30 protein-coding genes and 1 riboswitch are annotated in these 25,252 nt (G+C 69.8%); of the genes, 15 read left to right on the top strand and 15 right to left on the bottom strand.

The genetic code is table 11. The annotated features are described in order from the left end of the window. Window positions 1-77 precede the first annotated feature (77 nt). On the top strand, window positions 78-485 hold the full coding sequence (locus ASG04_RS08190; protein ID WP_056122315.1) for a tautomerase family protein: 408 nt from the start codon (window positions 78-80) through the stop codon (window positions 483-485). Between the two features lie 27 nt (window positions 486-512). Here ASG04_RS08190 and ASG04_RS08185 read toward each other — a convergent pair whose 3' ends face one another. From ASG04_RS08185 to ASG04_RS08170, 4 genes are all read right to left on the bottom strand, one after another. Further along, window positions 513-1,271 (bottom strand): GntR family transcriptional regulator, encoded by a 759-nt coding sequence (locus ASG04_RS08185; protein ID WP_056122312.1) that lies wholly within the window; start codon window positions 1,269-1,271, stop codon window positions 513-515. 109 nt (window positions 1,272-1,380) lie between these two features. Continuing rightward, on the bottom strand, window positions 1,381-1,839 hold the full coding sequence (locus tag ASG04_RS08180) for an SRPBCC family protein (protein ID WP_056122310.1): 459 nt from the start codon (window positions 1,837-1,839) through the stop codon (window positions 1,381-1,383). 38 nt (window positions 1,840-1,877) lie between these two features. Continuing rightward, on the bottom strand, window positions 1,878-2,513 hold the full coding sequence (locus tag ASG04_RS08175; protein WP_056122307.1) for an exonuclease domain-containing protein: 636 nt from the start codon (window positions 2,511-2,513) through the stop codon (window positions 1,878-1,880). A 70-nt stretch (window positions 2,514-2,583) separates the two neighbouring features. Then, window positions 2,584-3,045 carry a hypothetical protein gene (locus tag ASG04_RS08170; RefSeq protein ID WP_056122304.1) on the bottom strand — a complete coding sequence of 154 codons (462 nt, stop codon included), beginning with the start codon at window positions 3,043-3,045 and terminating at the stop codon, window positions 2,584-2,586. A gap of 135 nt (window positions 3,046-3,180) precedes the next feature. Between ASG04_RS08170 and ychF the strand changes: the two genes are divergently transcribed. The 3 genes from ychF to ASG04_RS08155 all read left to right on the top strand — a co-directional run bounded on the left by ychF (window position 3,181) and on the right by ASG04_RS08155 (window position 5,680). Next, window positions 3,181-4,254, top strand: a complete 1,074-nt coding sequence (gene ychF, locus ASG04_RS08165) for a redox-regulated ATPase YchF (protein WP_056122301.1) — start codon at window positions 3,181-3,183, stop codon at window positions 4,252-4,254. A 72-nt stretch (window positions 4,255-4,326) separates the two neighbouring features. Then, the gene (locus ASG04_RS08160; RefSeq protein ID WP_056123845.1) at window positions 4,327-4,923 is read left to right on the top strand and encodes an LON peptidase substrate-binding domain-containing protein; all 597 of its coding nucleotides are present in this window, start codon (window positions 4,327-4,329) and stop codon (window positions 4,921-4,923) included. A gap of 295 nt (window positions 4,924-5,218) precedes the next feature. Next, the gene (locus tag ASG04_RS08155; RefSeq protein WP_056122298.1) at window positions 5,219-5,680 is read left to right on the top strand and encodes a hypothetical protein; all 462 of its coding nucleotides are present in this window, start codon (window positions 5,219-5,221) and stop codon (window positions 5,678-5,680) included. Window positions 5,681-5,690: 10 nt separating this feature from the next. Here ASG04_RS08155 and map read toward each other — a convergent pair whose 3' ends face one another. Further along, entirely contained in the window at window positions 5,691-6,461 is a 771-nt protein-coding gene (map, locus tag ASG04_RS08150) for a type I methionyl aminopeptidase (RefSeq protein WP_056122295.1), read from the bottom strand. A gap of 33 nt (window positions 6,462-6,494) precedes the next feature. Between map and ASG04_RS08145 the strand changes: the two genes are divergently transcribed. Then, a complete protein-coding gene (locus ASG04_RS08145; protein ID WP_056122292.1) occupies window positions 6,495-6,761 on the top strand; it encodes a helix-turn-helix domain-containing protein in 267 nt (88 codons plus the stop codon). On the opposite strand, the gene ASG04_RS08140 is transcribed toward ASG04_RS08145, so the two are convergent. Both ASG04_RS08140 and ASG04_RS08135 read right to left on the bottom strand, forming a co-directional pair. Then, the gene (locus tag ASG04_RS08140) at window positions 6,745-7,128 is read right to left on the bottom strand and encodes a HepT-like ribonuclease domain-containing protein (RefSeq protein ID WP_056122290.1); all 384 of its coding nucleotides are present in this window, start codon (window positions 7,126-7,128) and stop codon (window positions 6,745-6,747) included. The genes ASG04_RS08145 and ASG04_RS08140 overlap by 17 nt on opposite strands. A gap of 9 nt (window positions 7,129-7,137) precedes the next feature. Then, window positions 7,138-7,602 carry a helix-turn-helix domain-containing protein gene (locus ASG04_RS08135; RefSeq protein WP_082518019.1) on the bottom strand — a complete coding sequence of 155 codons (465 nt, stop codon included), beginning with the start codon at window positions 7,600-7,602 and terminating at the stop codon, window positions 7,138-7,140. A 108-nt stretch (window positions 7,603-7,710) separates the two neighbouring features. On the opposite strand from ASG04_RS08135, the gene ASG04_RS08130 reads away from it, so the two are divergent. Continuing rightward, window positions 7,711-8,040 (top strand): hypothetical protein, encoded by a 330-nt coding sequence (locus ASG04_RS08130; RefSeq protein ID WP_056122287.1) that lies wholly within the window; start codon window positions 7,711-7,713, stop codon window positions 8,038-8,040. Between the two features lie 114 nt (window positions 8,041-8,154). Here the strand turns inward: ASG04_RS08130 and ASG04_RS08125 are convergent, their stop codons facing one another. Both ASG04_RS08125 and ASG04_RS08120 read right to left on the bottom strand, forming a co-directional pair. Next, window positions 8,155-8,442: a hypothetical protein gene (locus ASG04_RS08125; protein WP_056122284.1), complete on the bottom strand. Its 288-nt coding sequence runs from the start codon at window positions 8,440-8,442 to the stop codon at window positions 8,155-8,157. A gap of 337 nt (window positions 8,443-8,779) precedes the next feature. Next, window positions 8,780-9,556 (bottom strand): isocitrate lyase/PEP mutase family protein, encoded by a 777-nt coding sequence (locus ASG04_RS08120; RefSeq protein ID WP_056122279.1) that lies wholly within the window; start codon window positions 9,554-9,556, stop codon window positions 8,780-8,782. Window positions 9,557-9,666: 110 nt separating this feature from the next. Here ASG04_RS08120 and ASG04_RS08115 point away from each other — a divergent pair, with 110 nt between their 5' ends. Next, complete coding sequence (locus ASG04_RS08115) at window positions 9,667-10,854, top strand: MalY/PatB family protein (RefSeq protein WP_056122277.1); 1,188 nt, start codon at window positions 9,667-9,669, stop codon at window positions 10,852-10,854. 4 nt (window positions 10,855-10,858) lie between these two features. Here the strand turns inward: ASG04_RS08115 and ASG04_RS08110 are convergent, their stop codons facing one another. Continuing rightward, the gene (locus ASG04_RS08110; protein ID WP_056122275.1) at window positions 10,859-11,062 is read right to left on the bottom strand and encodes a hypothetical protein; all 204 of its coding nucleotides are present in this window, start codon (window positions 11,060-11,062) and stop codon (window positions 10,859-10,861) included. Between the two features lie 27 nt (window positions 11,063-11,089). Then, window positions 11,090-11,572: a GNAT family N-acetyltransferase gene (locus ASG04_RS08105; RefSeq protein ID WP_056122272.1), complete on the bottom strand. Its 483-nt coding sequence runs from the start codon at window positions 11,570-11,572 to the stop codon at window positions 11,090-11,092. A 68-nt stretch (window positions 11,573-11,640) separates the two neighbouring features. Between ASG04_RS08105 and ASG04_RS08100 the strand changes: the two genes are divergently transcribed. Next, window positions 11,641-12,522, top strand: a complete 882-nt coding sequence (locus tag ASG04_RS08100; RefSeq protein ID WP_056122269.1) for a LysR substrate-binding domain-containing protein — start codon at window positions 11,641-11,643, stop codon at window positions 12,520-12,522. A 2-nt stretch (window positions 12,523-12,524) separates the two neighbouring features. Here ASG04_RS08100 and ASG04_RS08095 read toward each other — a convergent pair whose 3' ends face one another. From ASG04_RS08095 to ASG04_RS08080, 4 genes are read right to left on the bottom strand one after another with little or no spacing between them, the layout of a single operon-like run. Further along, window positions 12,525-12,782, bottom strand: a complete 258-nt coding sequence (locus tag ASG04_RS08095; RefSeq protein WP_056122267.1) for a hypothetical protein — start codon at window positions 12,780-12,782, stop codon at window positions 12,525-12,527. Continuing rightward, a complete protein-coding gene (locus ASG04_RS08090; protein WP_056122264.1) occupies window positions 12,779-13,261 on the bottom strand; it encodes an FBP domain-containing protein in 483 nt (160 codons plus the stop codon). The genes ASG04_RS08095 and ASG04_RS08090 overlap by 4 nt, the downstream gene beginning before the upstream one ends. Before the next feature lie 55 nt (window positions 13,262-13,316). Further along, window positions 13,317-14,060 (bottom strand): M56 family metallopeptidase, encoded by a 744-nt coding sequence (locus ASG04_RS08085; RefSeq protein ID WP_162241705.1) that lies wholly within the window; start codon window positions 14,058-14,060, stop codon window positions 13,317-13,319. A 25-nt stretch (window positions 14,061-14,085) separates the two neighbouring features. Then, on the bottom strand, window positions 14,086-14,460 hold the full coding sequence (locus tag ASG04_RS08080; RefSeq protein WP_056123839.1) for a BlaI/MecI/CopY family transcriptional regulator: 375 nt from the start codon (window positions 14,458-14,460) through the stop codon (window positions 14,086-14,088). A gap of 116 nt (window positions 14,461-14,576) precedes the next feature. After that, a riboswitch (glycine riboswitch) is annotated at window positions 14,577-14,680 on the top strand. Between the two features lie 168 nt (window positions 14,681-14,848). On the opposite strand from ASG04_RS08080, the gene gcvT reads away from it, so the two are divergent. The 7 genes from gcvT to ASG04_RS08045 all read left to right on the top strand — a co-directional run bounded on the left by gcvT (window position 14,849) and on the right by ASG04_RS08045 (window position 25,214). Next, window positions 14,849-15,964, top strand: a complete 1,116-nt coding sequence (gcvT, locus tag ASG04_RS08075; protein WP_056122257.1) for a glycine cleavage system aminomethyltransferase GcvT — start codon at window positions 14,849-14,851, stop codon at window positions 15,962-15,964. A gap of 4 nt (window positions 15,965-15,968) precedes the next feature. Further along, entirely contained in the window at window positions 15,969-16,346 is a 378-nt protein-coding gene (gene gcvH, locus ASG04_RS08070) for a glycine cleavage system protein GcvH (protein ID WP_056122254.1), read from the top strand. Beyond that, window positions 16,343-19,297 carry an aminomethyl-transferring glycine dehydrogenase gene (gene gcvP, locus ASG04_RS08065; protein WP_056122252.1) on the top strand — a complete coding sequence of 985 codons (2,955 nt, stop codon included), beginning with the start codon at window positions 16,343-16,345 and terminating at the stop codon, window positions 19,295-19,297. Before gcvH ends, gcvP begins: the two co-directional genes overlap by 4 nt. A 463-nt stretch (window positions 19,298-19,760) precedes the next feature. Continuing rightward, on the top strand, window positions 19,761-21,395 hold the full coding sequence (locus ASG04_RS08060) for a peptide ABC transporter substrate-binding protein (RefSeq protein ID WP_056122250.1): 1,635 nt from the start codon (window positions 19,761-19,763) through the stop codon (window positions 21,393-21,395). Between the two features lie 210 nt (window positions 21,396-21,605). Next, window positions 21,606-22,535 (top strand): ABC transporter permease, encoded by a 930-nt coding sequence (locus tag ASG04_RS08055; protein ID WP_056122248.1) that lies wholly within the window; start codon window positions 21,606-21,608, stop codon window positions 22,533-22,535. Then, complete coding sequence (locus ASG04_RS08050) at window positions 22,525-23,475, top strand: ABC transporter permease (protein WP_056122246.1); 951 nt, start codon at window positions 22,525-22,527, stop codon at window positions 23,473-23,475. Before ASG04_RS08055 ends, ASG04_RS08050 begins: the two co-directional genes overlap by 11 nt. Further along, window positions 23,472-25,214: a dipeptide ABC transporter ATP-binding protein gene (locus ASG04_RS08045; protein ID WP_056122243.1), complete on the top strand. Its 1,743-nt coding sequence runs from the start codon at window positions 23,472-23,474 to the stop codon at window positions 25,212-25,214. The genes ASG04_RS08050 and ASG04_RS08045 overlap by 4 nt, the downstream gene beginning before the upstream one ends. Window positions 25,215-25,252: the final 38 nt, after the last annotated feature.

Below are 25,252 nucleotides of genomic sequence, written 5' to 3'. Positions count from 1 at the left end.
CCGTCCGTCGTCGGACCAGCCGGGGCACCGGATCGTGGTACTTTGTCAGGACAAAGACCCGAACCGCAGGAGGCACCATGCCGCTCGTCCGCATCGACCTGACCACCGGCCGTACCCCCGAAGCCGTCCGCGGGATCGCCGACGCGATCCACACGGCCATCGTCGACGTGTACGGCATCCCGCCCCGCGACCGGTTCCAGGTCATCACGGAGCACCCGGCCCAGCAGATCATCGCCGAGGACGCCGGACTCGGGTTCGAGCGCACCGAGGGCGTCGTCATGATCCAGGTCTTCACGCAGCGCGGGCGCAGCGACGACGCCAAGCAGCAGCTGTACCGGGCGATCCACGATCGTCTGGCCGCGGTCGGGGTCGTCTCCGAGGACGTGTTCATCGGCTACGTCGAGAACGGTCCCCAGGACTGGTCGTTCGGGTTCGGTCGGGCGCAGTACGTCACCGGCGAGCTCGGGGTACCCGCCTCGGCGTGACGGCGGCCCGAGCCGGCCGCTGCCGGTTCACTTGTCGACGAGGGTGACCTCGAACGAGTACCGGTCGGGGCGGTAGCAGTGCACGCCGTACTCGACCGCTCGACCCGAGGCGTCGTACGCGGTGCGGCTCATCGTCAGGACGGGGTCGCCGTCCTCGATCTCGAGCAGGCCGGCCTCGTCGCCAGTGACCGCGCGGGCACCGATCCGCTGCTTGGCCACGCGCATCGTGACGCCCCGGCCGCGCAGCAGTTGGTACAGCCCGTGCGTCTGCAGGTCCTCGTCGGTGATCTCGAGGAACTCCGGTGGCAGGTAGTTCTCGAGGATCGCCATCGGGACGTCCTCGGCGAAGCGCACGCGGCGGATGTGCGCGACGAGCGTGCCGGGATCGACGCCGAGGGCCTCGGCGACGATGTCCGACGCGGGCACGTCGTCACGGGTCAGGAGCTTCGTCGCGGGCTGCTGGGACCCCTGCGCCAGGTCGTCGTACAGGCTCGTGAGCTCGACCTTGCGCGTGACCGGACCGTGGACGACCTGCGTGCCGATGCCCCGACGGCGCACCAGCAGTCCCTTGTCGACGAGGTCCTGGATCGCCCGACGGATCGTGGGGCGCGACAGGCCGAGGCGCTCCCCGAGGGCGATCTCGTTCTCGAGCCGCGCGCCGGGGGGCATCGCGCCGGAGCGGATCGACTCCTCGATGCGCGAGGCGACCTGGAAGTACAGGGGCATCGGACCCGACCGGTCCAGGTCCATGAACAGGTCGGACGGCAGCTGGCCTTCGTTGGTCATCGCGGTCCTTCAGGGAGTGCGTGGTGCAGACGGGAGCACGCGGCACCGGCGCCGCGGACATTGTCGTGACAATACCACCGGGCCCCGGCGTGGCCGGGTGCTGCACCCGTCAGTGCTCGACGGCGGCCTTGAGCTTCGCGAGTCCCCGGTCGAAGTCGCCCCCGAGGAGCTTGTCCATGTCGATGAAGACTCCCATGACCCGGGACATCAGGTTCGTCGGGCTCGTCGTCGTCCAGACCACCCGGGTGCCGCTGTCGACCTCGTGCAGTCGGAAGGCGGCAGCGCTGGTCGAGCGGAACGGGGCCGTGAACCGCAGGTCGACGTCGACCTCGGTGGGAGCGGTCCGTGTGAGTTCCATGGTGCCGGCGCCGGCTTTCCGGTTCCCCTTCCAGGCGTAGGACGACCCGACCGCACCGGGTGTGCCGCTGTACGTGCGCTGCAGCGCCGGATCCTGGCCTTCCCACGGAGACCACTGCACCCAGCGGTGGAAGTCCGCCAGGTACGGCGCGATCTCCGCCGGGCGAGCGGCGATGACGGTCTCGCGGGTGATCGTGCTGGTCTCGGCCATGGGCCGAGGGTAGCGGCGGCGCGTCCGCAGCGGGAGGGTCAGTCGGCGAAGATCATCGGGCGGTTCGACAGCCGCACCTGGTTCGCCGGACGGGGCTTCTCGGCCCGCACCCGCACGGGGTCGATCGTCACACGGGTGGCTGCGCCGAGTGCTTCGACGGTGTCGGCGTCGTGCCGACCGGCGGCGTGCACGACGATGGCGGCGCAGGCCTCGGCGTCAGCGGCGGCGTCGTGGTGCTGGAACCCCTCGAAACCGGCGGCCATCGCGGCGACCGGCAGCCGGTAGGAGTCGAGCGTGTAGGTCTTGCGCGCGACCTGCAGCGAGCACAGGGAGTGGTGCTCGCCGAGCTCGATGCCCGTTGCCGAACACCCGCCCGCGATCACGCCCATGTCGAACCGGGCGTTGTGCGCGACCAGCACGTCACCGGCGGCGAAGGCGACGATGTCCGGGTACTGCTGCTCCCAGGTCTTGGCGCGGACGACGTCCTCGGCGACGATGCCGTGGATGCGTGTGTTCCACTCGAGGAAGGCGTCGTGCCCGAACGGCGGCCGGATGAACCACGACGCCCGCTCGACGACCCGACCCGACCGGACCTTGACGAGGCCGACGGAACAGGCGCTTGCGGGCGAGCTGTTGGCGGTCTCGAAGTCGATCGCGGTGAAGTCCAGTGACACGTTCCGATGGTCGCACGGGGTTCCGACATCGCTCGAACCGACTGCGGCGTTGCGTCAGGCGGCCGGTCGGTCAGCGTCGTCGGGCTCGTCGCGTCCCACGTCGACGGCGGGCTGTCGTCCGCCAGGTCGCCGCCCGCCGTGCCCGTTGCGCCGCCCACCACGGGTCGAGGATCGTCCCCACCAGCTCGAACGCCACCGCCGCTGCGTCCAGACGCCACCGCGGATCAAGCTGCTGCACGTGCTCCGTGAACGCCGGGGCGAAGTCGTCCGTCACCGCGGGGAACGCCATCTCGGCCGGCGGGGTCGCTGCCCGCCAGCGGTCCTCCGCCGCGTGGTCGATCGCCGCGTCGTCCGGGTCGTACTCCACCAGGACGTCGGCCTCGAGTTCGGCCAGCGCGTCGTGCAGCGCCTCGAGCTCCCGCGGCGGCAGCGACTCCAGCGCCGTCACCGTCTCCGGCGCGAAGTACCGCCGTTGCTCGCGTGCGTCGAGTCCCACCGAGTGGACCCCCAGCCCGTCGCGTTCGAACCACATGACCGTCCTCCGTCTGTTCGTCCCCGCGACCAGGCTGGCACGTCGGGCGCGGACCGGTGTGCCAGCAGCGCGGTTCCGGACGGACTGGAGGCCCGGGTCGGCTCCGGCGGGCAGCCGCCGGTAGGCTCTTCTTCCGTGGCTCTCACCATCGGAATCGTCGGTCTCCCGAACGTCGGCAAGTCGACCCTGTTCAACGCCCTCACCAAGAACCAGGTCCTGGCGGCGAACTACCCGTTCGCCACCATCGAGCCGAACGTCGGCGTGGTGAACCTGCCGGACGCGCGGCTCGACCGCCTGGCCGAGCTGTTCCACTCCGACAAGACGGTGCCCGCGCCGGTGTCGTTCGTCGACATCGCCGGCATCGTCAAGGGCGCCAGCGAGGGCGAGGGCCTGGGCAACAAGTTCCTGGCCAACATCCGCGAGGCCGACGCCATCGCCCAGGTGGTCCGTGGCTTCGCCGACGACGACGTCGTGCACGTCGCGAACAAGGTCTCTCCGAAGGACGACCTCGAGGTCATCAACACCGAGCTGATCCTGGCTGACATCGAGACCATCGACAAGGCGCTCCCGCGCTACGAGAAGATGCTCAAGCTCAAGCAGGCCGAGCCGATCGTCCTCGAGACGGCGAAGGAAGCCCGCGCCGCGCTCGAGCAGGGCACGCTGCTGTCCGCCACCACGATCGACCTTGATCCGATCAAGGAGCTCGGGCTGCTCAGCGCCAAGCCCTTCATCTTCGTGTTCAACGTGGACGAGGCGATCCTGACCGACCAGTCCCGCAAGGACGAGCTCTCCGCGCTCGTCGCCCCGGCTCAGGCCGTGTTCCTCGACGCCCAGGTCGAGTCCGAGCTCATCGACCTCGACCCGGCCGACGCCGCCGAGCTGCTCGAGTCCACCGGCCAGACCGAGTCGGGGCTCGACCAGCTCGCCCGCATCGGCTTCGACACCCTCGGGCTGCAGACCTACCTGACCGCCGGGCCCAAGGAGTCGCGGGCCTGGACGATCGGCAAGGGATGGAAGGCCCCCCAGGCTGCCGGCGTGATCCACACCGACTTCGAGAAGGGCTTCATCAAGGCCGAGGTCATCTCGTACGAGGACCTCATCGAGACGGGCTCCATCGCCGAGGCCCGCTCCGCCGGCAAGGCCCGCATCGAGGGCAAGGACTACGTCATGCAGGACGGCGACGTCGTGGAGTTCCGCTTCAACAACTAGGCGTTCTTCGCGGTGTGCACGAGCGCTCTCTGTGCACCTGTGAACTTTTTGTCCGCGGTGCTTCACTGGGTTATGGCCGTCTCACCGATGTTCCCGCTGGGATCAGTGCTGTTCCCATTCGTGCCCATCCAGCTGCGGATCTTCGAGCCTCGGTATCTCACGCTGGTCGGCCGCTTGCTCGACGAGGATGAACCCGAGTTCGGCGTCGTCCTCATCGAGCGCGGATCAGAAGCCGGGGGTGGCGACCAGCGCGCCTCGGTCGGGACGATGGCGCGTCTCGTGAGCGCCGCCGCGGGCGCCGACGACCTGTTCATCGTCGGCCTGGGGACCCGGCGGTTCACGGTCGAACGTTGGGTCGACGAGGATCCGTTCCCGCGGGCCGAGCTTTCGATCCTGCCGGATCTCGAATGGTCCGAGACGCTCGCACCCCTGCGGGACCAGGCCGAAGCAGCTGTCCGCCGCTTGATCGTTCGCGCCGCGGGGGCCCAGTCGGATGACGACATCGAGCTGTCGGACGATCCAGTCGCAGCCGTCTGGCAACTGGCGGCGATCGCCCCGCTGGGTGATTACGACAATTACACCCTGTTGAGGTCGACGACCTTGGGTGGTCTCCTGCGTCAACTGATCGATCTGGTCCTCGAGGCCGAGGAGCTCTGGTCCGCGGAGTGAGGCTTCTCACCACCGTTCACCACCTCTGGGGTTCCGCGGCAACTCATGCTGGTCGGCCCAGGTGTCTCTGCTTCGCATGGACATGCAAAGGTCATGCTTCGGATGGTCGGAACTCGGTGGAGTTCCGCTGCAACAACGAGGGCCGTCCCGGTGTCAGGAGCCGGAGACCGCTCCGTCGTCCCCTACGGAAGTTCGTTCTGCGTTCTGACGAATCCGGTTCGCTGCGCTCGGCTTCCGCGGACCGGATTCGTCACCGCGCATCTGCAACTGCCGTCCGCAGCGGTACGGTGACGCCATGACGTACACCGTGGACTTCGTCGACGTCTCCACCACGGGCCTCGAGACCTCGCCGGTCGCCGATGCCCTCGCCGGCCTCCGCGCGAACGAGGCCCGGTACTACAAGAACAAGTACGACCACGTGTTCGTCACCAGCACGGTTGACGAAGCCCCAGACGTGCTCGCGTACATCGAGAAGGTGCTCAAGGACGAGCGGGACATCGTGATCGGGTCGCCCGCGCTCGAGGTGTCGGCTTTCGAGGTCGGCGGCCTGCGCACGGCGTACGTCTTCTACGAGTCCGGCCTGGCCATCAACGTGATGTACGCGATCGAGGACGGCGGCAAGCGCGCGGTCGGCTTCAAGCTCTCGATGGGGATGGAGGTCCCCGAGGAGCTCAGCTCGTTCAAGTTCGCCCGGCAGCGGTCGAAGCTGGCGGGGGAGATCCGCGGGTCGTACTTCGTCGTCAAGGGCCAGTACTAGCCCCACAGCGTCAGCCCCGGAGCGTCAGGATCTCGGCGCCGTCCTCGGTGATCGCGATGGTGTGCTCGCTGTGCGCGGTGCGTGCCCCCGTGGCGCTCCGGAGCGTCCATCCGTCGTCGTCGGTGACGAGCTCGTCGGTGTCGGCCATGACCCAGGGCTCCAGTGCCAGCAGCAGTCCCGGCCGGAGCGTGTAGCCGCGCCCGGCTCGGCCGTCGTTCGCGATGTGCGGGTCGCCGTGCATCGTGGAGCCGACCCCGTGTCCGCCGAACTGCAGGTTGATCGGGTAGCCGGCGTCGTGCAGCACCGACCCGATCGCGTGGGACAGATCGCCGATCTTCGCACCGGGCACCGCGGCGGCGATGCCGGCGGCGAGGGCGCGCTCGGTCGTCTCGATCATCGCCAGATCGGACGGGTCGGCACCGGCGCCGACGACGAAGCTCACCGCGGAGTCCGCGACGACGCCGTCGAGCGAGACGGCCAGGTCGAGCGTCAGCAGGTCGCCGTCGCGCAGCACCTGGTCGCGAGGGAGCCCGTGCAGCACCGCGTCGTTGACCGAGGTGCAGATGTAGTGCGCGAACGGCCCTCGGCCGAAGGACGGTGCGTAGTCGACGTAGCAGGACTCGGCACCGGCATCGAGGATCATCGCCTTCGTCCACGCGTCGATCTCGAGCAGGTTCGTCCCGACCCGGACGCGTCCTTGCACCGTGTGCAGGATGTGTCCCACGAGGGCGCCGACCGCACGAGCACGGGGGAGTTCGGATGGGGCGAAGATCTCGATCATGCCGACAACTGTACCGGTATTGTTGTCGGCACCATGGTCCGTCTCCCACTCACCCCTACCGACCTCGAACGCGGGCAGCGACTCGGCGCACTGCTCCGCCGCGCACGAGGCAAGCGGTCGATGCTCGCGATCGCGCTGCAGGCCGGCGTCTCCCCGGAGACCCTCCGCAAGATCGAGACGGGGCGGGTCGCCACACCGGCCTTCCCGACGATCGCCGCCATCGCCGGGGTGCTCGGACTCTCGCTCGACGCGGTGTGGTCCGAGATCTGCGCGGAGACGCCGGTCAGCCGATCAGTGTGACGATCACCTGCGGGATCCGCTGCTCGATGACGTCCCACACGATGTCCTTCCGGGCTGCGCGGTAGTCGTGCGACAGGATGTTCCGGGTCCGACGGACGGCCGCCAGCGACAGGTCGGACGGCAGCCGAGCGATGCGGTCTGCGGGGAGCCGCCCGAGCAGGTCGTCGAAGTGGATGACGACCGCTTCGGCTGCACGGTACGTCAGGCTGCGAGGCTGTCCGAATGCATCGCGACCGAGTTCGACGATCTGCGAGCACTCCGAGAGCAGGTCGAGCAGGCCAGACTCGAGCGCCGGCCAACGATCGACACCACCGTCCTTCGCCGTCGGGTCGACACGGGGCCTCGGGGTGAACGACTCACGCTCCACGGCACTGCCTCACAGCGGCACCGCCTGCTCGAGCACATGGGCGAAGTGGTCGTCCTGTACCTGGTCGTCCGTCAGCAGGTCCACCGCGAAGCCCGTCATCTGTTCGACGGCGTCCGCGAAACCGCCGAGGTCGAACAACGATGCGTCGGCGCCGACCGTCACCAGCAGATCGATGTCACTGTGCTCGGTGTCCTCGCCGCGGACGGCTGACCCGAACACCCGGACGTTCGACAGGTGGAAGTCGTCAGCAGCGGCCCGGATGGCGTCTGCACGGAGCGCGAGCGGGATGCTCGGCCGCATCCGAGCAGCGGCCAGGACGCGGGCCAAGGACTCGGCGCGAGGCTGCTTGCGGCCGCTCTCGTAGGCCGAGATCGTCGGTTGTTGCATGCCGGCTGCGCGCGCGAGTTCCGTCTGGGACATGCCGACGTCTTCGCGGGCAGCGCGGATGAGCTCATTCGACCGGTCGAGCAGCACGGGCACCTCCCATAGCCCTCGACTATACCTGCGCGCCCTCAGCCACGGAACGCCGCCCCTGGGGGTGCACGCATCGACGATCTCTAGCGTCAACGGCGGAGGTGGAACGTGAAGTACATCAACTACGACGGCAGCGTCATCATGACGGGTGACCGCATCGCCGAAGCGCTCGCTGACTATGCGGCTGTGCTCGGTGCGAACGGGAAGACGGACACGGTCCACGTCCCGACGGTGGGTTCGGACGGATCGGTCGAGACAGCGACGGTGCTGGTCGGACCGGCGAGCGAACTCGTGCTGACGCCGGCGCCCGACGACGAGCTCGACATCGAGGACCCGCAGTTCATCCGGCGGCTCCGTGACGCTGCTGCGCTGGCGGGACCGGATCGCCCGCTCAACGCCGACGGTCGCACGCCGTTCGCCGGCGCCGACGGCCCCTGACCAGGCGCGGGCCACTCGCACGACGAGACGCCGCACGAACGACGAGACGCCGCCCAGCCGGGCGGCGTCTCGTGTGTGCAGCGGCGTCTCGCAGTGCGAGGACGGCTCGCCGGGTCAGGCTGCGAGCGCGAGCTCCGAGCGGCGGATGGTGACCGCCTGCAGCAGGGTGCGGCTCGACTCGCCGAGCCAGGGCCGCCCGGGGACGGTCCAGCCGGCCTCGCCGTCCACCGCGACACGGGTGCCGGGGGTGACGAAGACGTCGAGCGTGTCGACGGGCACGCGCACGAGGAACTCGCGCTGGGTGCGGTCGTCGCGGACGGGGAACTCCGCGATGCGGTCGGGGGTGATGACGGGAGCCGACGTGGCGGTCCCGGAGATGGTGATGCGTTCGTTGCTGGTCATGGTGCTGTTCTTCCTGGTCTGCTGTCCTGCCGCGGTGCGGTCCGGTGGACGTCTCAGTCACATCAGTCGCTGTTGCGGTGGTGTGCACGTCGGAGATCGACGTGCTGCTCGGCCTGGCCCAACGAGTGGACGTGCGGCGGAGCGGTGGTCCCGTGGGAATGCGACTCGGGTGAATCGGGCCGGGACGGTTCGGTGTGCGCGAGTCAGATGGGTTCGCTGCAATGCACCAAGGAAGAACAGTACATGAAAGCCGGGCCGGAGTCCAGGACAGGTCCGGAGGACGGCAGACGGGAGGCCCGTGGCGATGTCGCCACGGGCCTCCCGTCCGTCTCGGACGTCAGTTCAGGGCCGGGGTGTCCTCCGGCACGACGCCACCGCCGTAGAGGTCGGTGGCCAGGTCACGCAGCGCACGCAGCGCGACGCGCTGCGTGAGCGGGCCGTAGGAGATGCGGGCGACGCCGAGCTCCTGGTACTCGGCGGCGGGAAGGGCTCCGGGGAGACCGATGACGCTGAGCTTGCCGCGACCGAGACCCTCGACGAGCCGTTCCACGACGTCGCGCTGGATCGCTCCCGGGACGAACACGAGCGGGGCACCCGCGTCGAGGAAGGCCTTGCCGCGGGCGATCGCGTCGGCGATGCTCTCGTCGAGCGGACGGTCGCCGCCCCGCGCGATGGCGTCCGTGCGGGCGTTGAGCTGGAACGCGACGCCTTCCTGTTCTGCTGCCTCCATGATGGCGGCGACACGGGCGACGGCCTCGTCGAAGGGCCGCAGGCGGTCCTCGACGTTCGCGCCGACGATGCCGAAGCCGATCGCGCGGCGGATGGTCTCGGCCGGGTCCTCGTACCCGTCGTCGAGGTCGGCGGTGACGGGCAGGTCGACGGCCTCGGCCACGACCCGCGCGCCCTGCAGCGCCAGGTCGAGGGACATGCCGCCGTCCTCGTACCCGTACGACGCGGCGATGGAGTGTCCGGCGGTGGCGATCGCGCGGGTCTCGGGCAGGGCTGCGACGGTCTTGGCGCTGATCGCGTCCCAGACGTTCACGACACGCAGGATCTCGGGGGCTTCGTGCAGGTCCTTGAGGGCTGACGCCTTGTCGGCGGTGCTGGTGCTCATGGCATCGACAGTATGCCGGGGTCGTGTCGCTCGCCCCAGCTGGTCCGGAGACGACGCGAGATGACGTGCGGACTCGCACCGGGCCTCCATTCCGGTGCATCCTGGGACGCATGGCGCGCGACGAGCAGGACCCGGTCGGCACGCTCCGTGGGGTCCGCACCAGCATCAAGTGGACGCGCTACGCGCCGGACGTGCTGCCCCTGTTCGTCGCCGAGATGGACCACGAGGTGGCGCCCGAGATCCGACAGGCGCTGGTGGAGCGGGTGCAGCAGTCGGACCTCGGGTACCTGGACGGGCCGGGTCCACTCGCGCCGGCGTTCGCCCGGTTCGCCGCCGACCGGTGGGGCTGGGAGCTCGACCCGGCGCGCGTGCACCTGGCGACCGACGTCAGCGTGGGGATCGTCGAGACGCTCCGACTCGCGCTGCCGGACGGCGGGCGGGTCGCGATCACGCCGCCGGTGTACCCGCCGTTCTTCGAGCTGATCGACGAGGCCCGATGTCAGGTGGAGGAGGTCCCCCTCACCGAGCGGTGGGGCGTCTACCGGCTCGACCTCGCCGGCCTGGAGCGGGTGTTCGCCGACGGGGTGCGCGTGTTCCTGCTCTGCAACCCGCACAACCCGATCGGGCTCGTGCACGACCGCGCCGACCTCGAGGCGCTGGCAGTGCTCGCGGCGCGGTACGACGTGCTGGTCGTCTCGGACGAGATCCACGCGCCGCTGACGCACCCCGGTGTGCAGTTCACCCCGTTCGCCGCGATCGCCGAGCCGCTCGGCGCGCGCAGCGTCTGCGTGACGTCGGCGAGCAAGGGCTGGAACCTCGCCGGGGTCAAGTGCTCGGTGATCGTCGCCGGTGATGCCCGCACCGCCGAGCTCCTCGACACCCTGTGGGACGAGGTCGCCTGTCGGACGAGCATCCTCGGGCTGCACGCCAACCTGGCGGCGTTCTCGCTGGCGGTCGAGTGGCTCGACGACGTCATCGACCGGATCGTGGCGAACGACCGGCTGCTCGCGAAGCTGCTCGCCGAGCACCTGCCCGGGGTGGTCTACGCCAGGCCGCGGGCCGGGTACCTGGCGTGGCTGGACTTCCGCGGGCTCGGGCTGGGGGACGACCCGGCCGTGCAGCTCCGTGAGCACGCGTACGTCGCCCTGAACTCGGGCATGCCCTTCGGCACCGAGGGGCGTGGCTTCGCGCGGATCAACCTGGCGTGTTCGCCGGACACCCTGCGCGAGGCGGTGCTGCGGATCGCCGCCGCCTACCCGTCGGGGGCGCAGGAGGCCCTCGTCTGGCACACGGCCTGACGGGTCAGCCGTCGATGTAGTGGTTCCTGCCGACCACGCGGACGTGCACGTGAACCTCGCTGGACGGCAGTTCCTCGGTCATCGCGACCCATTCGCGGGCGACGAAGGCGACGGACGACCACCGCGGGACCTCGGTCACCAGGAACCCGTCGATGAACACCTGCCACATGCCCTGTTCGCGGACGGCCTGGACCTCGTGCGTCGCCATGCCGCGATCGTAGCGGGGAACCGTCGGTCAGAGGTCGAGCACCATCGCGACGTCGGCCCGCACGTAGGGGCTGGGGTGCCGTTCCTCGGGGCCGAGGTGCCGGAAGCCCGACGTCTCGTACAGGTGCACGGCGCTGGCCAACGTGGCGTTCGTCTCCAGCGTGACCCGGTGCGCACCGAGTTCCCGTGCGCGGTCGACGGCGGCGCGGATCAGACGTCGTCCGGTGCCGTGCCCCTGGTGGTCCGGCGCGACGGCCATCTTCACCAGCTCGAAGACCCCGTCACCCTCGGGTGCGATGCCGACACAGCCGACGACGGCGTCACCGAGGCGCGCGACGAACACCGCCCCGCCCCGGTCCACGATCTGCCCGACCGGGTCGCCGAGGAGCTTGCGGTCCTCGTCCTCGAGCGTGAAGAAGCGGGAGATCCACGTCTCGTTGAGCGTGCGGAACGCCTCGGCGTCGGCGGGGGAGGCGAGGTCGGCGATGGTGACGGAGGCGGTGTCGGGCATGCCTCCATCCTGTGGTGGCGGGGGAGTCACGTCCAATACTCGTTCACGCTCATCGATACGCTGCGTGCATGGATCATCCCGACGTGGACCTCCGGCAGCTCCGCGCGTTCCTGGCCGTCGCCGACGCGCTGCACTTCGGGCGCGCGGCCGAGCGACTGCACACGGCGCAGCCCGCGCTCTCGCAGCAGATCCGACGCACGGAGCGGGCCCTCGGGGTCGACCTGTTCGTCCGGACGTCCCGCAGTGTCGCCCTGACGCCCGCCGGCCGGGTGCTGCAGGGGCGGGCGCGCTCGCTGCTGGCCCAGGCCGAGCGTGACCTCGACGAGGCGGTACGGGTCGGTCGCGGCGAGGTCGGGCGGCTCGACGTCGGGTTCGTCGTCTCCGCGCTGCCGCTCGGCCCGATCGAGCGCGTGCAGCGCTTCCGGGAGCGCCACCCGCTCGTCCGCGTCGAGCTCACCGAGGGCTACACGTCGCGGCTGCTCGCCCGGGTCGTCCGCGGGGAGCTCGACCTGGCGGTCGTGCGCGACCCCGACCCGACGGACGGTGTGCGGCTCACGCCGTTCCGCAGTGAGCGGTTCGTCGCGGCGGTCCCACGGGGTCACCGCTTCGCCGACCGACCGTCGATCGCCGGCAGCGAGCTCGTCGACGACCCGTTCGTGTTCTTCCCCGCCGAGGCCGGGGCGCTGGCGACCGAGCGGAACCTCGCACCGGTGCTGTCCGGCGGACGGCGACCCGTGGTCGTGCAGGAGGCGACGACCTGGGCGACCGTCCTGCACCTGGTCGGGGTGGGTCTCGGGGTCACGGTGGCGCCGGCGAGTGCGACGCTCGCGGCTCCGGACACCGTGGTGCTGCTGCCGTTGACCGGCACGCACGAGAGCGAGCTGTGCTGGGCGACCCGCGAGGACGACGACCGCCCGGTCCTGCGCGCGTTCATCGCCGGGGCGGACTGACCTCAGCGGAGCGGCAGCACCGGCGCCCGGTGCGCACCGAGCTCGTCGTCCCGCCACGGCCGCGACCCGCGCAGCGCCAGACCGACCTGGGTGAGCACGAACGTCACGTGGGGCTCGACGTCGGGGTCCCACGGTCCCTCGACGCCCAGGCCGAACGAGCCGAGCTCGTCGTCCGCCTCGTCGGTGACGGCCATGCGCCAGCGGCCCTCGCCGAGGTCCTCGACGACGACCCAGCGTGCGGTCGCGAAGCGTCCGGTCACGCCGACTTCATGATGTCGGCCGTGAAGTTCTGCACCCGCTGCAGCAGCGCCGTCCCGCGCATGGCGATCGTCGCCGGCGGGTTCAGGTGCGGAGGGGCGGTGCGGATCAGGAGCGGGCAGCCGAGGTCCTCGCAGATGTACGTGCCGATCGTGTTGCCGTTCCGCCCGGACTCACCAGCGCGTGGCGCCGAGAACAGGCGCACCTGCGTGGCCGGCTGCGGGGAGTGGCAGAACGAGCACATCGCGGCGATGCCCGGTCGCAGGGAGCCGCCGGCTGAGCGGACCACGATGCCGACGGCGCGGTCGTCGATCCAGGACACGATGTAGCCGCGCCGGGCCGCCTGCGGGTCGCGCCAGCCGAGGAACTCGCGGTCGTCCCAGAGCATCTCGTGCAGTCCGGGGATCGGGAGCTGGGCGAGTTCGTCCGGGCTGGCGTTCACGAACGACGAACGGATGTCTGCTTCGGTCAGTGGCTTCACGGTGACAACACCATATGCCTCGGCTCCGACACGTGTACCCACCCCACCCGTGGGCTCAGTCGGCCGACAGCCGGGAGGCCCGGATCACCGCGAGCGCACTCGTCGCGTCCGCCGCCAGCACGGCTCGCCGCACCGCGTCCCGTCCGACGCGGCGTGCGGCCGCGTCGTCGGCCGCGAACTCGACGAGCACGCGGGTCGAACGCGCCATGGCGCGCGCGCCCGGGATCCACGGGACCGCACGCTCGATGGACTCGGCGACGGCAACGACGGCCGTGTGGTGCTGTCGCAGGTGCGCGCGTTCGTGGGCGACCACGGCCTCCAGTTCGTCGGTGCGCAACCGGTCTGCCAGACCGGAGCTGACGAGCACCCCGCCGCTGCGTCCGGGAACGGCACAGGCGAGTGCGTGGTCGGCCTCGACGACCGCCACCAGCGTGCCGTCGATCTCGCGGTGCGGCGCGCTGCCGGAACGCATCGCGTCCCGGACGGCCCGGTGCTCGGAGCCGGGCCGGACCCGGACGGCGATCACGAACGCGATGACCGCGAGCACCGCGACGCCGACGTTCAGGCCGTGCGTGGGGGAGTCGCCGATCGCGAACGGGTCGGTGAGGGGACGGTCGGCCAACGCGACGAACCCCACGCCCACCACGAAGCCGACCGCGCCGAGCAGGACCGCGAGCGACCAGGCGACCAGCGCCGTCCGCGGACGGTCGATCGTCCACGCGGACCGGGTCAGGACGCGCGGCGCCACCACGACGACGACCAGCGCGAGGACGACCAGGACGATCCCGGTGACCACCACGCTGTCCGCTCCCGTCGTCGAGCCGTCAGGAGCGGGCGCGGGCGTCGAGCGCGCGGCGCAGTGCCTGCAGGTCGTCGGACGCCAGCGAACCCGTGAACTGCAGGAGCGCTGCCTCGCGGTCGGACGACGCGGCGAGGGCGTTCGACATGAGCGACGCGGTCTGTTCCTCACGCGAGTGCGTGGCGCGGAACGTCAGCGGGGCGTCGGCGTGCTGCTCGCGTTCGACGGTGCCCTTGCGGCCGAGACGGTCGAGGACGGTCAGCACCGTCGTGAGCGCCGGGCGGGGCTCCGGGAAGGCGTCGAGGACCTGGCGCGCGGTGAGCCCGCCGTCCGCCGACCAGAGCGCGTCGAGCACCGCCTGTTCGAGCTGCCCGCGGGGGCGCTGCCGTTGTCCTGCCACGGAGGTCACTCTACGAGATGTCGAAGGCCCGGGACCCGTGCGTCCTCGCCGAGATCCGTCACATGCCGGAAACGCGACCTCGGTAGACTCCAGGTGCAACAGAACATCGAGGCCGATCACCCGCCGCGGGAGACGCCGTCCGCCACCGCTCGTCGGTGCGTCCGGCACCGAAGGAGCAACCTCCCCGCCAATCTCTCAGGTCCAACACCGCAGCGGACAGGCCACTCTGAAAAGCAGACACGGTGCCCCCGTCGGGCGCTCCGGTGTCTCGCCCACGGTGAAAGCCGCCGGACCTCACGGGCCGCGGTGAAACTCTCAGGCCCATGACAGAGGGGGAGTTCACGTCCGACGACGGTCGTCGGGCCCTGCCCGCCAGGAGAACTCCGCCATGTCCACATCCCTCCGCTCGTCCCCGCTCGAGGCGGCACACGAAGCCGCCGGTGCCGCGTTCACCGACTTCGCCGGTCACCGCATGCCCGTGCGCTACTCCTCCGACCTCGCCGAGCACCACGCCGTGCGACAGGCCGCCGGCGTGTTCGACCTCTCGCACATGGCCGAGATCGGCGTGACCGGTGCCCAGGCCGTCCCGTTCCTCGACCACGCGCTCGCCGGGTCGTTCGGCGCGATGACCGTCGGTCGGGCCAAGTACTCGCTGCTGCTCGGCGAGGACGGCGGCATCCTCGACGACCTGGTGGTGTACCGGATCGACGACGACTCGTACCTGGTCGTCGCCAACGCCGCCAACCGCGACGTGGCGGTGTCGGCGCTCCAGGCCCGTGCCGAGGGCTTCGACGTCGCCGTGTCCGACGACTCGGACACCACGGCCCTCGTCGCGATCCAGGGGCCGGCCGCCGCGGGCACGCTCGACGACCTCGTCGTCCAGGACCGCCTGCAGCCGGAGACCCCGCTCGACGACCTGCGCTACTACCGGGTGCTGCACGCGATGTTCGACGGGTCCGAGGTCCTCGTCGCCCGCACCGGGTACACCGGCGAGGACGGCTTCGAGATCTACAGCGCCCCGGACGTCGCCCCCGCGATCTGGGACGCCCTGCTCGAGACGGGTGCCACGCGCGGGGTCGTGCCCGCCGGGCTCGCCGCGCGGGACACCCTGCGGCTCGAGGCGGGCATGCCGCTGTACGGGCACGAACTCACGACGACGACCCGCCCCGCCCAGGCCGGGCTCGGCCGGGTGGTCGCCACCACCGGTGAGTTCGTCGGGTCGTCCGGCGTGCAGCCGCCGGACGACGCACCCGTGCTCGTCGGCCTCGTGATGGAGGGGCGCCGCGCTGCACGCGCCGGCTACCCGGTCCTGCACGACGGCACGGTCGTCGGCACGGTCACGTCCGGCGCACTGTCACCGACCCTCGGCCACCCGGTCGCGATGGCGTTCGTCGCGCCGTCCGCTGCCGCCGAGGGACAACTCCTCCACATCGACGTCCGCGGCACGGCCATCCCCGCCACGGTCTCCGCGTTCCCCTTCTACCGCCGCGCATCGAAAGGCTGAGGTCATGACCGACCAGACCGCACTGCAGTACACCAAGGACCACGAGTGGCTGCTCGTCGAGGGCGACGTCGTCACCGTCGGCATCACGGACCACGCCGCCGAGCAGCTCGGCGACGTCGTCTACGTCGAGCTCCCGGCCGTGGGCACGGCGGCCACCGCCGGCGACCAGCTCGGCGAGATCGAGTCCACCAAGAGCGTCGGCGAGCTCTTCGCGCCGATCGAGGGCGAAGTCGTCGCGATCAACGACGCCGTGGTGGACACCCCCGACACCGTCAACCAGGACCCCTTCGGGGCCGGCTGGCTCGTGAAGATCAAGGTCGAGGGAACCGACTTCCCCGGCGACCTGATGGACCACGACGCGTACCGGGCGTTCGTCGCATGACCGACCTGCGGAGCACCCACGCGGCCACGGACCACGACGTGAACCTGCAGACCACCTTCGCCGACCGGCACATCGGCACCACCCCGGCCGACCAGCGCACCATGCTCCAGACCATCGGTCGGCAGTCCCTCGACGAGCTCGTCCGTGCGGCGATCCCGGCGTCGATCCACGCCGAACCCGTCGCCTCCTCGACCATCCCGACCGCGGTCGGCGAGACCGAGGCGCTCGCCGAACTCCGCGCGATGGCGTCGCAGAACACCGTCCGTCGCGCGATGATCGGCCTGGGGTACCACGGCACGCACACGCCCGCCGTGATCCAGCGCAACGTGCTCGAGAACCCGAGCTGGTACACGGCCTACACGCCGTACCAGCCCGAGATCTCGCAGGGGCGCCTCGAAGCGCTCATCAACTTCCAGACGATGGTCGCCGACCTGACCGGCATGGCGACCGCGGGTGCGTCCATGCTCGACGAGGGCACGGCCGTGGTCGAGGGCATGCTGCTCGCCCGTCGTGCGTCCAAGGTCAAGGGCGACGCGTTCCTGGTCGACGCCGACCTGCTGCCGCAGACCCGCGCCCTGCTCGACCACCGTGCCGACGCCGTGGGGATCACCCTGCGCGCGTTCGACGCCGCGTCCGGGCCGAGCGACGACCAGCTCGACGGCGCCTTCGGCGTCATCGTGCAGTACCCGGGATCGTCCGGGCGGATCGTGGACCCGTCGTCCGTGATCGAGCGCGTGCACGCCGGCGGCGGGATCGCCGTCGTCGCGGCCGACCTGCTCGCGATGACGCTCCTGGCCTCGCCGGGCGACCTCGGCGCGGACGTCGCCGTCGGTACCTCCCAGCGCTTCGGTGTCCCGCTCGGCTTCGGTGGCCCGCACGCCGGGTACCTCGCCGTGCGCGCGGGCCTCGAGCGCCAGCTGCCCGGTCGCCTGGTCGGGGTGTCCTTCGACGCCGACGGCGGGCTCGCGTACCGCCTCAGCCTGCAGACGCGCGAACAGCACATCCGTCGCGAGAAGGCGACGAGCAACATCTGCACCGCGCAGGTGCTGCTCGCCGTGATGGCCTCGATGTACGCGGTCTACCACGGCCCCGAGGGACTGCGCTTCATCGCCTCCCGGGTCGCCCGGACCACCACGGCGCTCGCCGAGGCCGTCACCGGCGCCGGACTGGTCGTCGTGCACGAGCAGTACTTCGACACGCTGACCGTGCGCGCCGAGGGGCGGGCGGCCGGCATCGTCGACGACGCCCGTGCCGCCGGGTACCTGCTGCACCAGGTCGACGCGGACACGTTCCAGCTGTCCGTCGACGAGACGACCACGCCCGACGACCTCCGCGTGCTCACGGGCGTGTTCGCCGGCGCGGAGCCCGACCAGCGAGCGGTCGAGACGGCCGTGGCGGACGCCGCCCCGAGCCTGGCGTCCGCGCTGCTGCGTCAGAGCGAGTACCTGACCCACCCGGTCTTCAGCGCACACCGCAGCGAGACGCGGATGATGCGGTACCTGAAGCACCTGTCGGACAAGGACTACGCGCTCGACCGCGGCATGATCCCGCTCGGCAGCTGCACCATGAAGCTCAACGCGGCGACCGAGATGGCCGCGGTCACGTGGCCGGAGTTCGCGAACGTGCACCCGTTCGCCCCCGCCGAGGACGTCACCGGCTACCTCGGCATGATCGGCGACCTCGAGACCTGGCTCGCCGAGGTCACCGGGTACGACACCGTGTCGCTGCAACCGAACGCGGGCAGCCAGGGCGAACTGGCCGGGCTGCTGGCGATCCGCGGGTTCCACCGGTCCCGCGGTGACGAGCAGCGCACCGTGTGCCTGATCCCGTCCAGCGCCCACGGCACCAACGCCGCGTCCGCCGTGCTGGCCGGGATGCGCGTGGTCGTCGTCGCGTGCGACGAGAACGGCAACGTCGACCTCGCCGACCTCAGTGCCAAGACGACCGAGCACGCCGACACGCTCGCCGCCCTGATGATCACCTACCCGTCGACCCACGGCGTGTACGAGCACGACATCCGCGCCATCTGCGATGCCGTGCACGACGCCGGCGGCCAGGTCTACGTCGACGGCGCCAACCTGAACGCGCTGCTCGGGCACGCGCGCTTCGGCGACTTCGGCGGCGACGTCTCGCACCTGAACCTGCACAAGACCTTCTGCATCCCGCACGGCGGCGGCGGACCCGGCGTCGGGCCCGTCGCGGCCAAGGCGCACCTCGCGCCGTTCCTGCCCGCGCACCCCATGGCGCAGCAGGCCGACCGCCGTCCGGGGTCGACGTCGTCGTCAGCCGACGACGCCCGGCTGGCGCACGCCGGTGGTCCGGTGAGCGCGGCGCCGTACGGCAGCCCGAGCATCCTGCCGATCACGTGGGCGTACGTCCGCATGATGGGGCTCGAGGGCCTGACCCGCGCGACCGAGGCAGCAGTGCTCGGGGCGAACTACATCGCGGCACGCCTGCGCGACGCGTTCCCGGTGCTCTACACGGGCGAGTCCGGGCTCGTCGCGCACGAGTGCATCCTCGATCTGCGGCCACTCCGCGACAGCACGGGGATCACGGTGGACGACGTCGCGAAGCGTCTGGTCGACTACGGGTTCCACGCGCCGACCATGTCGTTCCCGGTCGCGGGGACGCTCATGGTCGAGCCGACCGAGAGCGAGGACCTGGCCGAGATCGACCGGTTCGTCGACGCGATGCTCGCGATCCGCGCCGAGGCCTCCGCCGTCGAGCGCGGGGAGTGGCCGGCGGAGGACAACCCGCTCGTCGGGGCTCCGCACACCGCCGCCTCGGTGATCTCGGGCGAGTGGACGCACGCGTACACGCGCGAACAGGCCGTGTACCCGCTGCCGGGCATCGTGGAGCGCAAGTACTGGCCGCCGGTGCGACGCATCGACCAGGCGTACGGCGACCGCAACCTGGTGTGCGCCTGCCCGCCGGTCGAGGCCTTCGCGTAGGCACACGCAACCGCACCGCAGAACGGCTCGGAGACCGCAGGTCCCGGGCCGTTCTGCTGTCTCCGACCCCTACACCATGTCGATCCCGGAGTGGAGCGGTCCTTCCGGCGATGGTGTGGATTGTTGCATCGAGGCATCGTCCAGCAGGCTCATGGCGGACCGTGGGCGACACCCGCAGCACCGCGGACATCGGGGGCGTGACACGACCCCGCACCGAGTGGCACACTGCGAGGACCTGTTCCGAACTGCAACGATGATGATGCAGATGCAACAATCCGGCTTGTTGCGCCGTGGAACGCCCGGTTCTTGCATGCATTCGCAAGGATCCTGCAAGTTGGTTACCAGTGTGTAACCGATCGTTCCAGGGTTTGGTGGGTGCTGGTCGCCTTGCCTACAGTGCAGAGGTCACACGCGCCCGGCGACACCTCTGTGCCTGGCGCGTCCCATGCACCAGGAGGAACACTTGATCAAGAAGCGCGCTGGGCTCGCAGCCCTCGCCGTGCTCGGGGCCACAGCAATCGCCCTGGCCGGCTGCTCCAGCAATGGTGGCGGCAGCGGGAACGACTCGAGCTCCGGCTCGACGAACTCCTCCGGCATCGTCACCACGAACGGCAGCGAGCCCCAGAACCCGCTCATCCCGTCGAACACCACCGAGACCGGTGGTGGCAAGATCATCAACTCGATCTTCGAGGGCCTCCGGTCCTACGACGCCGACGGCAAGCCGGTCAACGAGGTCGCCAAGAGCATCACCACCGATGACTCCAAGGTCTTCGACATCACGCTGAACTCCGGCTGGACCTTCACCAACGGTGAGAAGATCACGGCCGAGTCGTTCACGAAGGCGTGGAACTGGGCGGCGCAGAAGTCGAACGCCCAGGGCGCGAGCTACTACTTCGCGAACATCGAGGGCTACGACGCCGACAAGGACTCGGACCTCACCGGTCTCAAGGTCAAGAGCGACACCGAGTTCACGGTGACGCTCAAGGCCGCGCAGTCGGACTTCCCGCTGTCGCTCGGCTACTCGGCCTTCGTCCCGCTGCCGTCGTCGTTCTACGACGACCCCAAGGCATTCGGTGAGGACCCGATCGGCAATGGTCCGTACAAGCTCGCCAGCAAGGACGCCTGGACGCACAACACGGACATCAAGCTCGTCACCAACAAGGACTACGAGGGCAAGCGCAAGCCGAAGAACGGTGGTCTGACGATCACGTTCTACACCTCGCAGGACACCGCGTACTCCGACGCACAGGGTGGCAACCTCGACATCCTCGACGCCGTCCCGGACAGCGCGTTCGCGAACTACAAGTCGGACTTCCCCGACTCGAACGTGAACCAGCCGGCCGCGATCTTCCAGGGGATCTACCTGCCCTACTACCTCGACCACTGGAAGGGCGAAGAGGGCAAGCTCCGTCGCGAGGCGGTCTCGATGTCGATCAACCGCAAGCAGATCACCTCGAAGATCTTCGACGGCACCCGCACGCCGGCCAGCGACTTCACCTCGCCGGTCATCGACGGCTGGTCGAAGAACCTCGACGGCTCCGACGTCCTCGACTACAACAAGTCCGAGGCGAAGAAGCTGTGGGCCGAGGCCGACAAGATCTCGCCGTACAACGACACCCTCACCATCTCGTACAACGCCGACGGCGGGCACGAGGCATGGGTGACCGCGGTCTCGAACAGCATCGCGAACACGCTGGGCATCAAGGCCGAGGGCAAGGCGTACCCGACGTTCCAGGAAGCCCTGGACGTCCAGACGAACGACAAGCTCACGGGCGGCAGCCGCACCGGTTGGCAGGCCGACTACCCGTCGCTGTACAACTTCCTCGGCCCGACCATGGGCGAGGGCTCGTCGAACAACTACTCGCGCTACGACTCCAGCGAGTACAACGACCTGCTCAAGCAGGGCCAGTCGGCCGACTCGGTCGAGGCCGGCAACAAGTACTTCGACCAGGCCCAGGAGCTCCTGCTCAAGGACCTGCCGGAGATCCCGCTCTGGTACTCGAACGTGACCGGTGTCTGGTCCGCTGACAACGTGTCGAACGTCAAGTTCGGCTGGGACTCGGTGCCGCTGTACTACGACGTCGAGGTCAAGAAGTAACCCACTGAGTGCAGGTATCCTGCCTCAGCAGCACCACCGGACGGGGGTTCGGGAGCCACTGGTTCCCGAACCCCCGTACCGCGGCGGCACACCTTCCCCCACCACAGCGGGCGCCGCCCCCGCGTCGGGCACCCGTGTCACCACACGGACCGTCCACCCTGACGAAATGACTGTGATCCACATGCTCGCTCCGACCCAGGCGGAGATCTGATGCTCTGGTACCTCGGGAAGCGCCTCCTGCAGCTGATCCCCGTGTTCTTCGGTGCCACGTTCCTCATCTACTACATGGTGTTCTCCCTTCCGGGCGACCCCATCGCCGCGCTCTTCGGCGACCACCAGCCGTCGCCGCAGGTGATCGAACAGATCCGCGCGCAGTACAACCTCGACAAGCCCTTCTTCGTGCAGTACCTGCTCTGGATCGGGGGCCTCTTCCGGGGCGACCTCGGGCAGACCTACTCGGGCATCCCCGTGACCGAGCAGCTCGCTCAGGCCTTCCCGATCACCGCACGCCTGGCGATCCTCGCCCTGGTGTTCGAGTCGGTCGCCGGCATCGTCGTCGGCGTCATCGCCGGTCTGCGCAAGGGCAAGCTCTTCGACGCCACGGCGCTCGTCGTGAGCCTGCTCCTCATCTCGATCCCGGTGTTCGTCACCGGCTTCATCCTGCAGTACGGCCTCGGCATCAAGTTGGCGCTGTTCCGCGCGACGGTCTCCGGCGAGGCACCGTGGTCGGAGCTCGTGCTCCCCGCGATCGTGCTCGCGACGGGGTCGTTCGCCTACATCGTCCGGCTCACCCGCGCCAGCGTCGCCGAGAACATGAGTGCCGACTTCGTCCGCACCGCCACGGCGAAGGGCCTGCCGCGTCGCCGGGTCATCGGCGTGCACATCTTCCGGAACTCGCTGATCCCGGTCGTGACGTACCTCGGCATCGACATCGGCAACCTGATGGTCGGAGCGATCGTCACCGAGGGCATCTTCAACATCCACGGTGTCGGCGGGACTGTGTACCAGGCCATCAAGCTCGGCCAGGGACCCACCGTCGTGTCCTTCGTCGCCGTGATGGTCATCATCTTCATGCTCGCCAACCTCCTGGTCGACCTGCTGTACGCCGTCCTGGACCCGAGGATCCGCTATGCCAAGTAACACGGAATCGCGATCGGCCACGCACTACGTCGCGCCGATCGAGGAGACGCCGCTCCAGGCGATCGACAACGTCAACGAGGACGAGAAGACCCGTTCCCTCTGGACGGACGCGTGGGACTCCATGCGCGTCCGCCCGATCTTCTGGGTGTCGAGCGTCCTGATCGTCCTGATCATCGCCGTCGCGCTGATGCCCGGCGTGTTCGCGCACGCCGACCCCCGGGCGTGCAACCTCGCCAACTCCGGCGAGAGCGGCCGTGCCGGGCACATCCTGGGCTACACACGCCAGGGCTGCGACGTGTACTCGCGCGTCATCTACGGCACGCAGAACTCGCTGCTGGTGGGCCTCGTCGCGACGATCCTCGTGGTCGTCGTCGGTGTGGTCATCGGCTCGCTCGCGGGCTTCTACGGCGGTGCGCTCGACTCGGTCGTCTCCCGCATCGGCGACATCTTCTTCTCGATCCCGACCGTCCTCGGCGCGATCGTGATCATGTCGACGATCCCGCAGCGCAGCCCCTGGACGGTGGCGCTCGTGCTGGCGGCCTTCGCCTGGCCGCAGATCGCCCGCATCATGCGCGGTGCCGTGCTGTCGGCGAAGAACGCGGACTACGTCACCGCCTCGGCGGCGCTCGGCGTCAGCCGGTTCCGCACGCTCGTGCGGCACGTCATCCCGAACTCGATCGCCCCGGTGATCGTGGTCGCGACCGTGTCGCTCGGCACGTTCATCGTCGCCGAGTCGACCCTGTCGTTCCTCGGCATCGGTCTGCCGCCGTCGTCCCTCAGCTGGGGCTACGACATCAACGCGGCCCAGGCCTCGCTGCGCACGAACCCGTCGACGATCTTCTGGCCGTCGCTCGCCCTGTCCATCACCGTGCTCGCGTTCCTCCTCCTCGGTGACGTGGTCCGCGACGCACTCGACCCGAAGGCGAGGGCCCGCCGATGAGCGAGACACTGACCGACCCCACGGCCCGCCGCACCGGCACCGACGCGGCACCGCTGCTCGAGGTCTCCGGACTCGAGATCGGCTTCAAGACCCAGAGCGGCTTCGTGCAGGCCGTCCGCGGTGTCGACTTCACCCTCGAGCAGGGCGAGCGCCTGGCGATCGTCGGCGAGTCGGGCTCCGGCAAGTCGACCAGCGCCCAGGCCATCATCAAGCTGCTCCCGGGCGCCGGGCAGGTGACGGGCGGGTCGATCAAGTTCAACGGTCGTGAGCTCGTCGGCCTCTCCGACAAGGAGATGTCCGAGATCCGCGGCAGCGAGATCGGCTACGTGCCGCAGGACCCGATGTCGAACCTCAACCCCCTGTGGACCATCGGGTTCCAGGTCGAAGAGGCGATCCGCGCGAACAACATGGCAACCGGCAAGAAGGCCGTCCGCGAGCGCGCGATCGAGGTCCTGAAGGAAGCGGGCCTCGGCGACGCCGCGAACCGTCTCAAGCAGTACCCGCACGAGTTCTCCGGCGGCATGCGCCAGCGCGTGCTCATCGGCATCGGGCTGTCGAGCCACCCGAAGCTGCTCATCGCCGACGAGCCGACCAGCGCCCTCGACGTCACCGTCCAGCGCGTCATCCTCGACCACCTCGAGACCCTGACCCGCGACTACGGCACGAGCGTGCTCTTCATCACACACGACCTCGGCCTCGCCGCCGAGCGTGCCGAGAAGCTCGTCGTCATGTACAAGGGCCAGGTCGTCGAAGCGGGACCCTCGAAGGAGATCCTCGGCAACCCACAACACCCGTACACGCAGCGTCTGGTGGCGGCAGCGCCGTCGCTGGCGAGCCGTCGCATCCAGTCGAAGGTCGAGCACCACTCGATCGACATCGCGGATGCCGGCAGCGACGACGCCGAGCTGATCGCCCGCGCCCAGCAGCGTGAGCACCGCCCGGCCGAGGACCTCATCGTCGTCAGGAACCTGCAGAAGATCTACAAGCTGCGGGGGAAGAGCCTCGCCACGCGCGAGCTGAAGGCCGTCGACGACGTGTCGTTCTCGATCCCGAAGGGCACCACCACGGCGCTCGTCGGTGAGTCCGGGTCCGGCAAGTCCACCGTCGCCAAGCTCGTCCTGCAGCTCGAGTCGATCACGAGCGGCACCGTGCAGTTCGACGGCACCGACATCGGCGGGCTGAAGGGCAAGGAGCTCTTCGACTTCCGTCGTCGCGTGCAGCCCGTCTTCCAGGACCCGTACGGGTCGCTCGACCCGATGTACAACGTCGGGAACACGATCGCCGAGCCCCTGATCACCCACGGCGTGGGCGACAAGGCATCGCGGCGTGAGCGGGTGCGCGAGCTCCTCGAACAGGTCGCGCTGCCGTCGTCGATGGTCAACCGCTACCCGAACGAGCTCTCCGGCGGGCAGCGGCAGCGCATCGCCGTCGCCCGGGCGCTCGCGCTCAAGCCCGAGGTCATCGTGCTCGACGAGGCGGTCTCCGCGCTCGACGTGCTCGTGCAGGGCCAGATCCTGGAGCTCCTCACCGAGCTGCAGTCGGAACTCGGCCTGACCTACTTGTTCATCACGCACGACCTGGCGGTCGTCCGTCTGGTCGCGGACAACGTCTGCGTGATGCGCTCGGGGCAGATCGTCGAGAAGGCGACGACCGACGAGGTCTTCGCCAACCCGCAGCAGGAGTACACGCGCGACCTGCTCGCCGCCATCCCCGGCGCGAGCTTCGAGTTCGGGCGCTGAGCGACCTGACGAAGGACGAGGCCGGACGACCGATCGTC

It is taken from the genome of Curtobacterium sp. Leaf183, assembly GCF_001424385.1.
Classification (GTDB): domain Bacteria; phylum Actinomycetota; class Actinomycetes; order Actinomycetales; family Microbacteriaceae; genus Curtobacterium.
Note: the sequence above shows the minus strand (reverse complement) of the source record. Positions and strands in the feature narration are given on the sequence as shown.

Excerpts from the sequence above, each read along its gene's own strand:
- ASG04_RS08190 (WP_056122315.1), top strand. The coding sequence starts at position 78 with ATGCCGCTCGTCCGCATCGACCTGACCACCGGCCGTACCCCCGAAGCC.
- ASG04_RS08185 (WP_056122312.1), bottom strand. The coding sequence starts at position 1,271 with ATGACCAACGAAGGCCAGCTGCCGTCCGACCTGTTCATGGACCTGGAC.
- ASG04_RS08180 (WP_056122310.1), bottom strand. The coding sequence starts at position 1,839 with ATGGCCGAGACCAGCACGATCACCCGCGAGACCGTCATCGCCGCTCGC.
- ASG04_RS08170 (WP_056122304.1), bottom strand. The coding sequence starts at position 3,045 with ATGTGGTTCGAACGCGACGGGCTGGGGGTCCACTCGGTGGGACTCGAC.
- ASG04_RS08160 (WP_056123845.1), top strand. The coding sequence starts at position 4,327 with ATGGCCGTCTCACCGATGTTCCCGCTGGGATCAGTGCTGTTCCCATTC.
- ASG04_RS08155 (WP_056122298.1), top strand. The coding sequence starts at position 5,219 with ATGACGTACACCGTGGACTTCGTCGACGTCTCCACCACGGGCCTCGAG.
- map (WP_056122295.1), bottom strand. The coding sequence starts at position 6,461 with ATGATCGAGATCTTCGCCCCATCCGAACTCCCCCGTGCTCGTGCGGTC.
- ASG04_RS08145 (WP_056122292.1), top strand. The coding sequence starts at position 6,495 with ATGGTCCGTCTCCCACTCACCCCTACCGACCTCGAACGCGGGCAGCGA.
- ASG04_RS08125 (WP_056122284.1), bottom strand. The coding sequence starts at position 8,442 with ATGACCAGCAACGAACGCATCACCATCTCCGGGACCGCCACGTCGGCT.
- ASG04_RS08120 (WP_056122279.1), bottom strand. The coding sequence starts at position 9,556 with ATGAGCACCAGCACCGCCGACAAGGCGTCAGCCCTCAAGGACCTGCAC.
- ASG04_RS08115 (WP_056122277.1), top strand. The coding sequence starts at position 9,667 with ATGGCGCGCGACGAGCAGGACCCGGTCGGCACGCTCCGTGGGGTCCGC.
- ASG04_RS08110 (WP_056122275.1), bottom strand. The coding sequence starts at position 11,062 with ATGGCGACGCACGAGGTCCAGGCCGTCCGCGAACAGGGCATGTGGCAG.
- ASG04_RS08105 (WP_056122272.1), bottom strand. The coding sequence starts at position 11,572 with ATGCCCGACACCGCCTCCGTCACCATCGCCGACCTCGCCTCCCCCGCC.
- ASG04_RS08100 (WP_056122269.1), top strand. The coding sequence starts at position 11,641 with ATGGATCATCCCGACGTGGACCTCCGGCAGCTCCGCGCGTTCCTGGCC.
- gcvT (WP_056122257.1), top strand. The coding sequence starts at position 14,849 with ATGTCCACATCCCTCCGCTCGTCCCCGCTCGAGGCGGCACACGAAGCC.
- gcvH (WP_056122254.1), top strand. The coding sequence starts at position 15,969 with ATGACCGACCAGACCGCACTGCAGTACACCAAGGACCACGAGTGGCTG.
- gcvP (WP_056122252.1), top strand. The coding sequence starts at position 16,343 with ATGACCGACCTGCGGAGCACCCACGCGGCCACGGACCACGACGTGAAC.
- ASG04_RS08055 (WP_056122248.1), top strand. The coding sequence starts at position 21,606 with ATGCTCTGGTACCTCGGGAAGCGCCTCCTGCAGCTGATCCCCGTGTTC.
- ASG04_RS08050 (WP_056122246.1), top strand. The coding sequence starts at position 22,525 with ATGCCAAGTAACACGGAATCGCGATCGGCCACGCACTACGTCGCGCCG.
- ASG04_RS08045 (WP_056122243.1), top strand. The coding sequence starts at position 23,472 with ATGAGCGAGACACTGACCGACCCCACGGCCCGCCGCACCGGCACCGAC.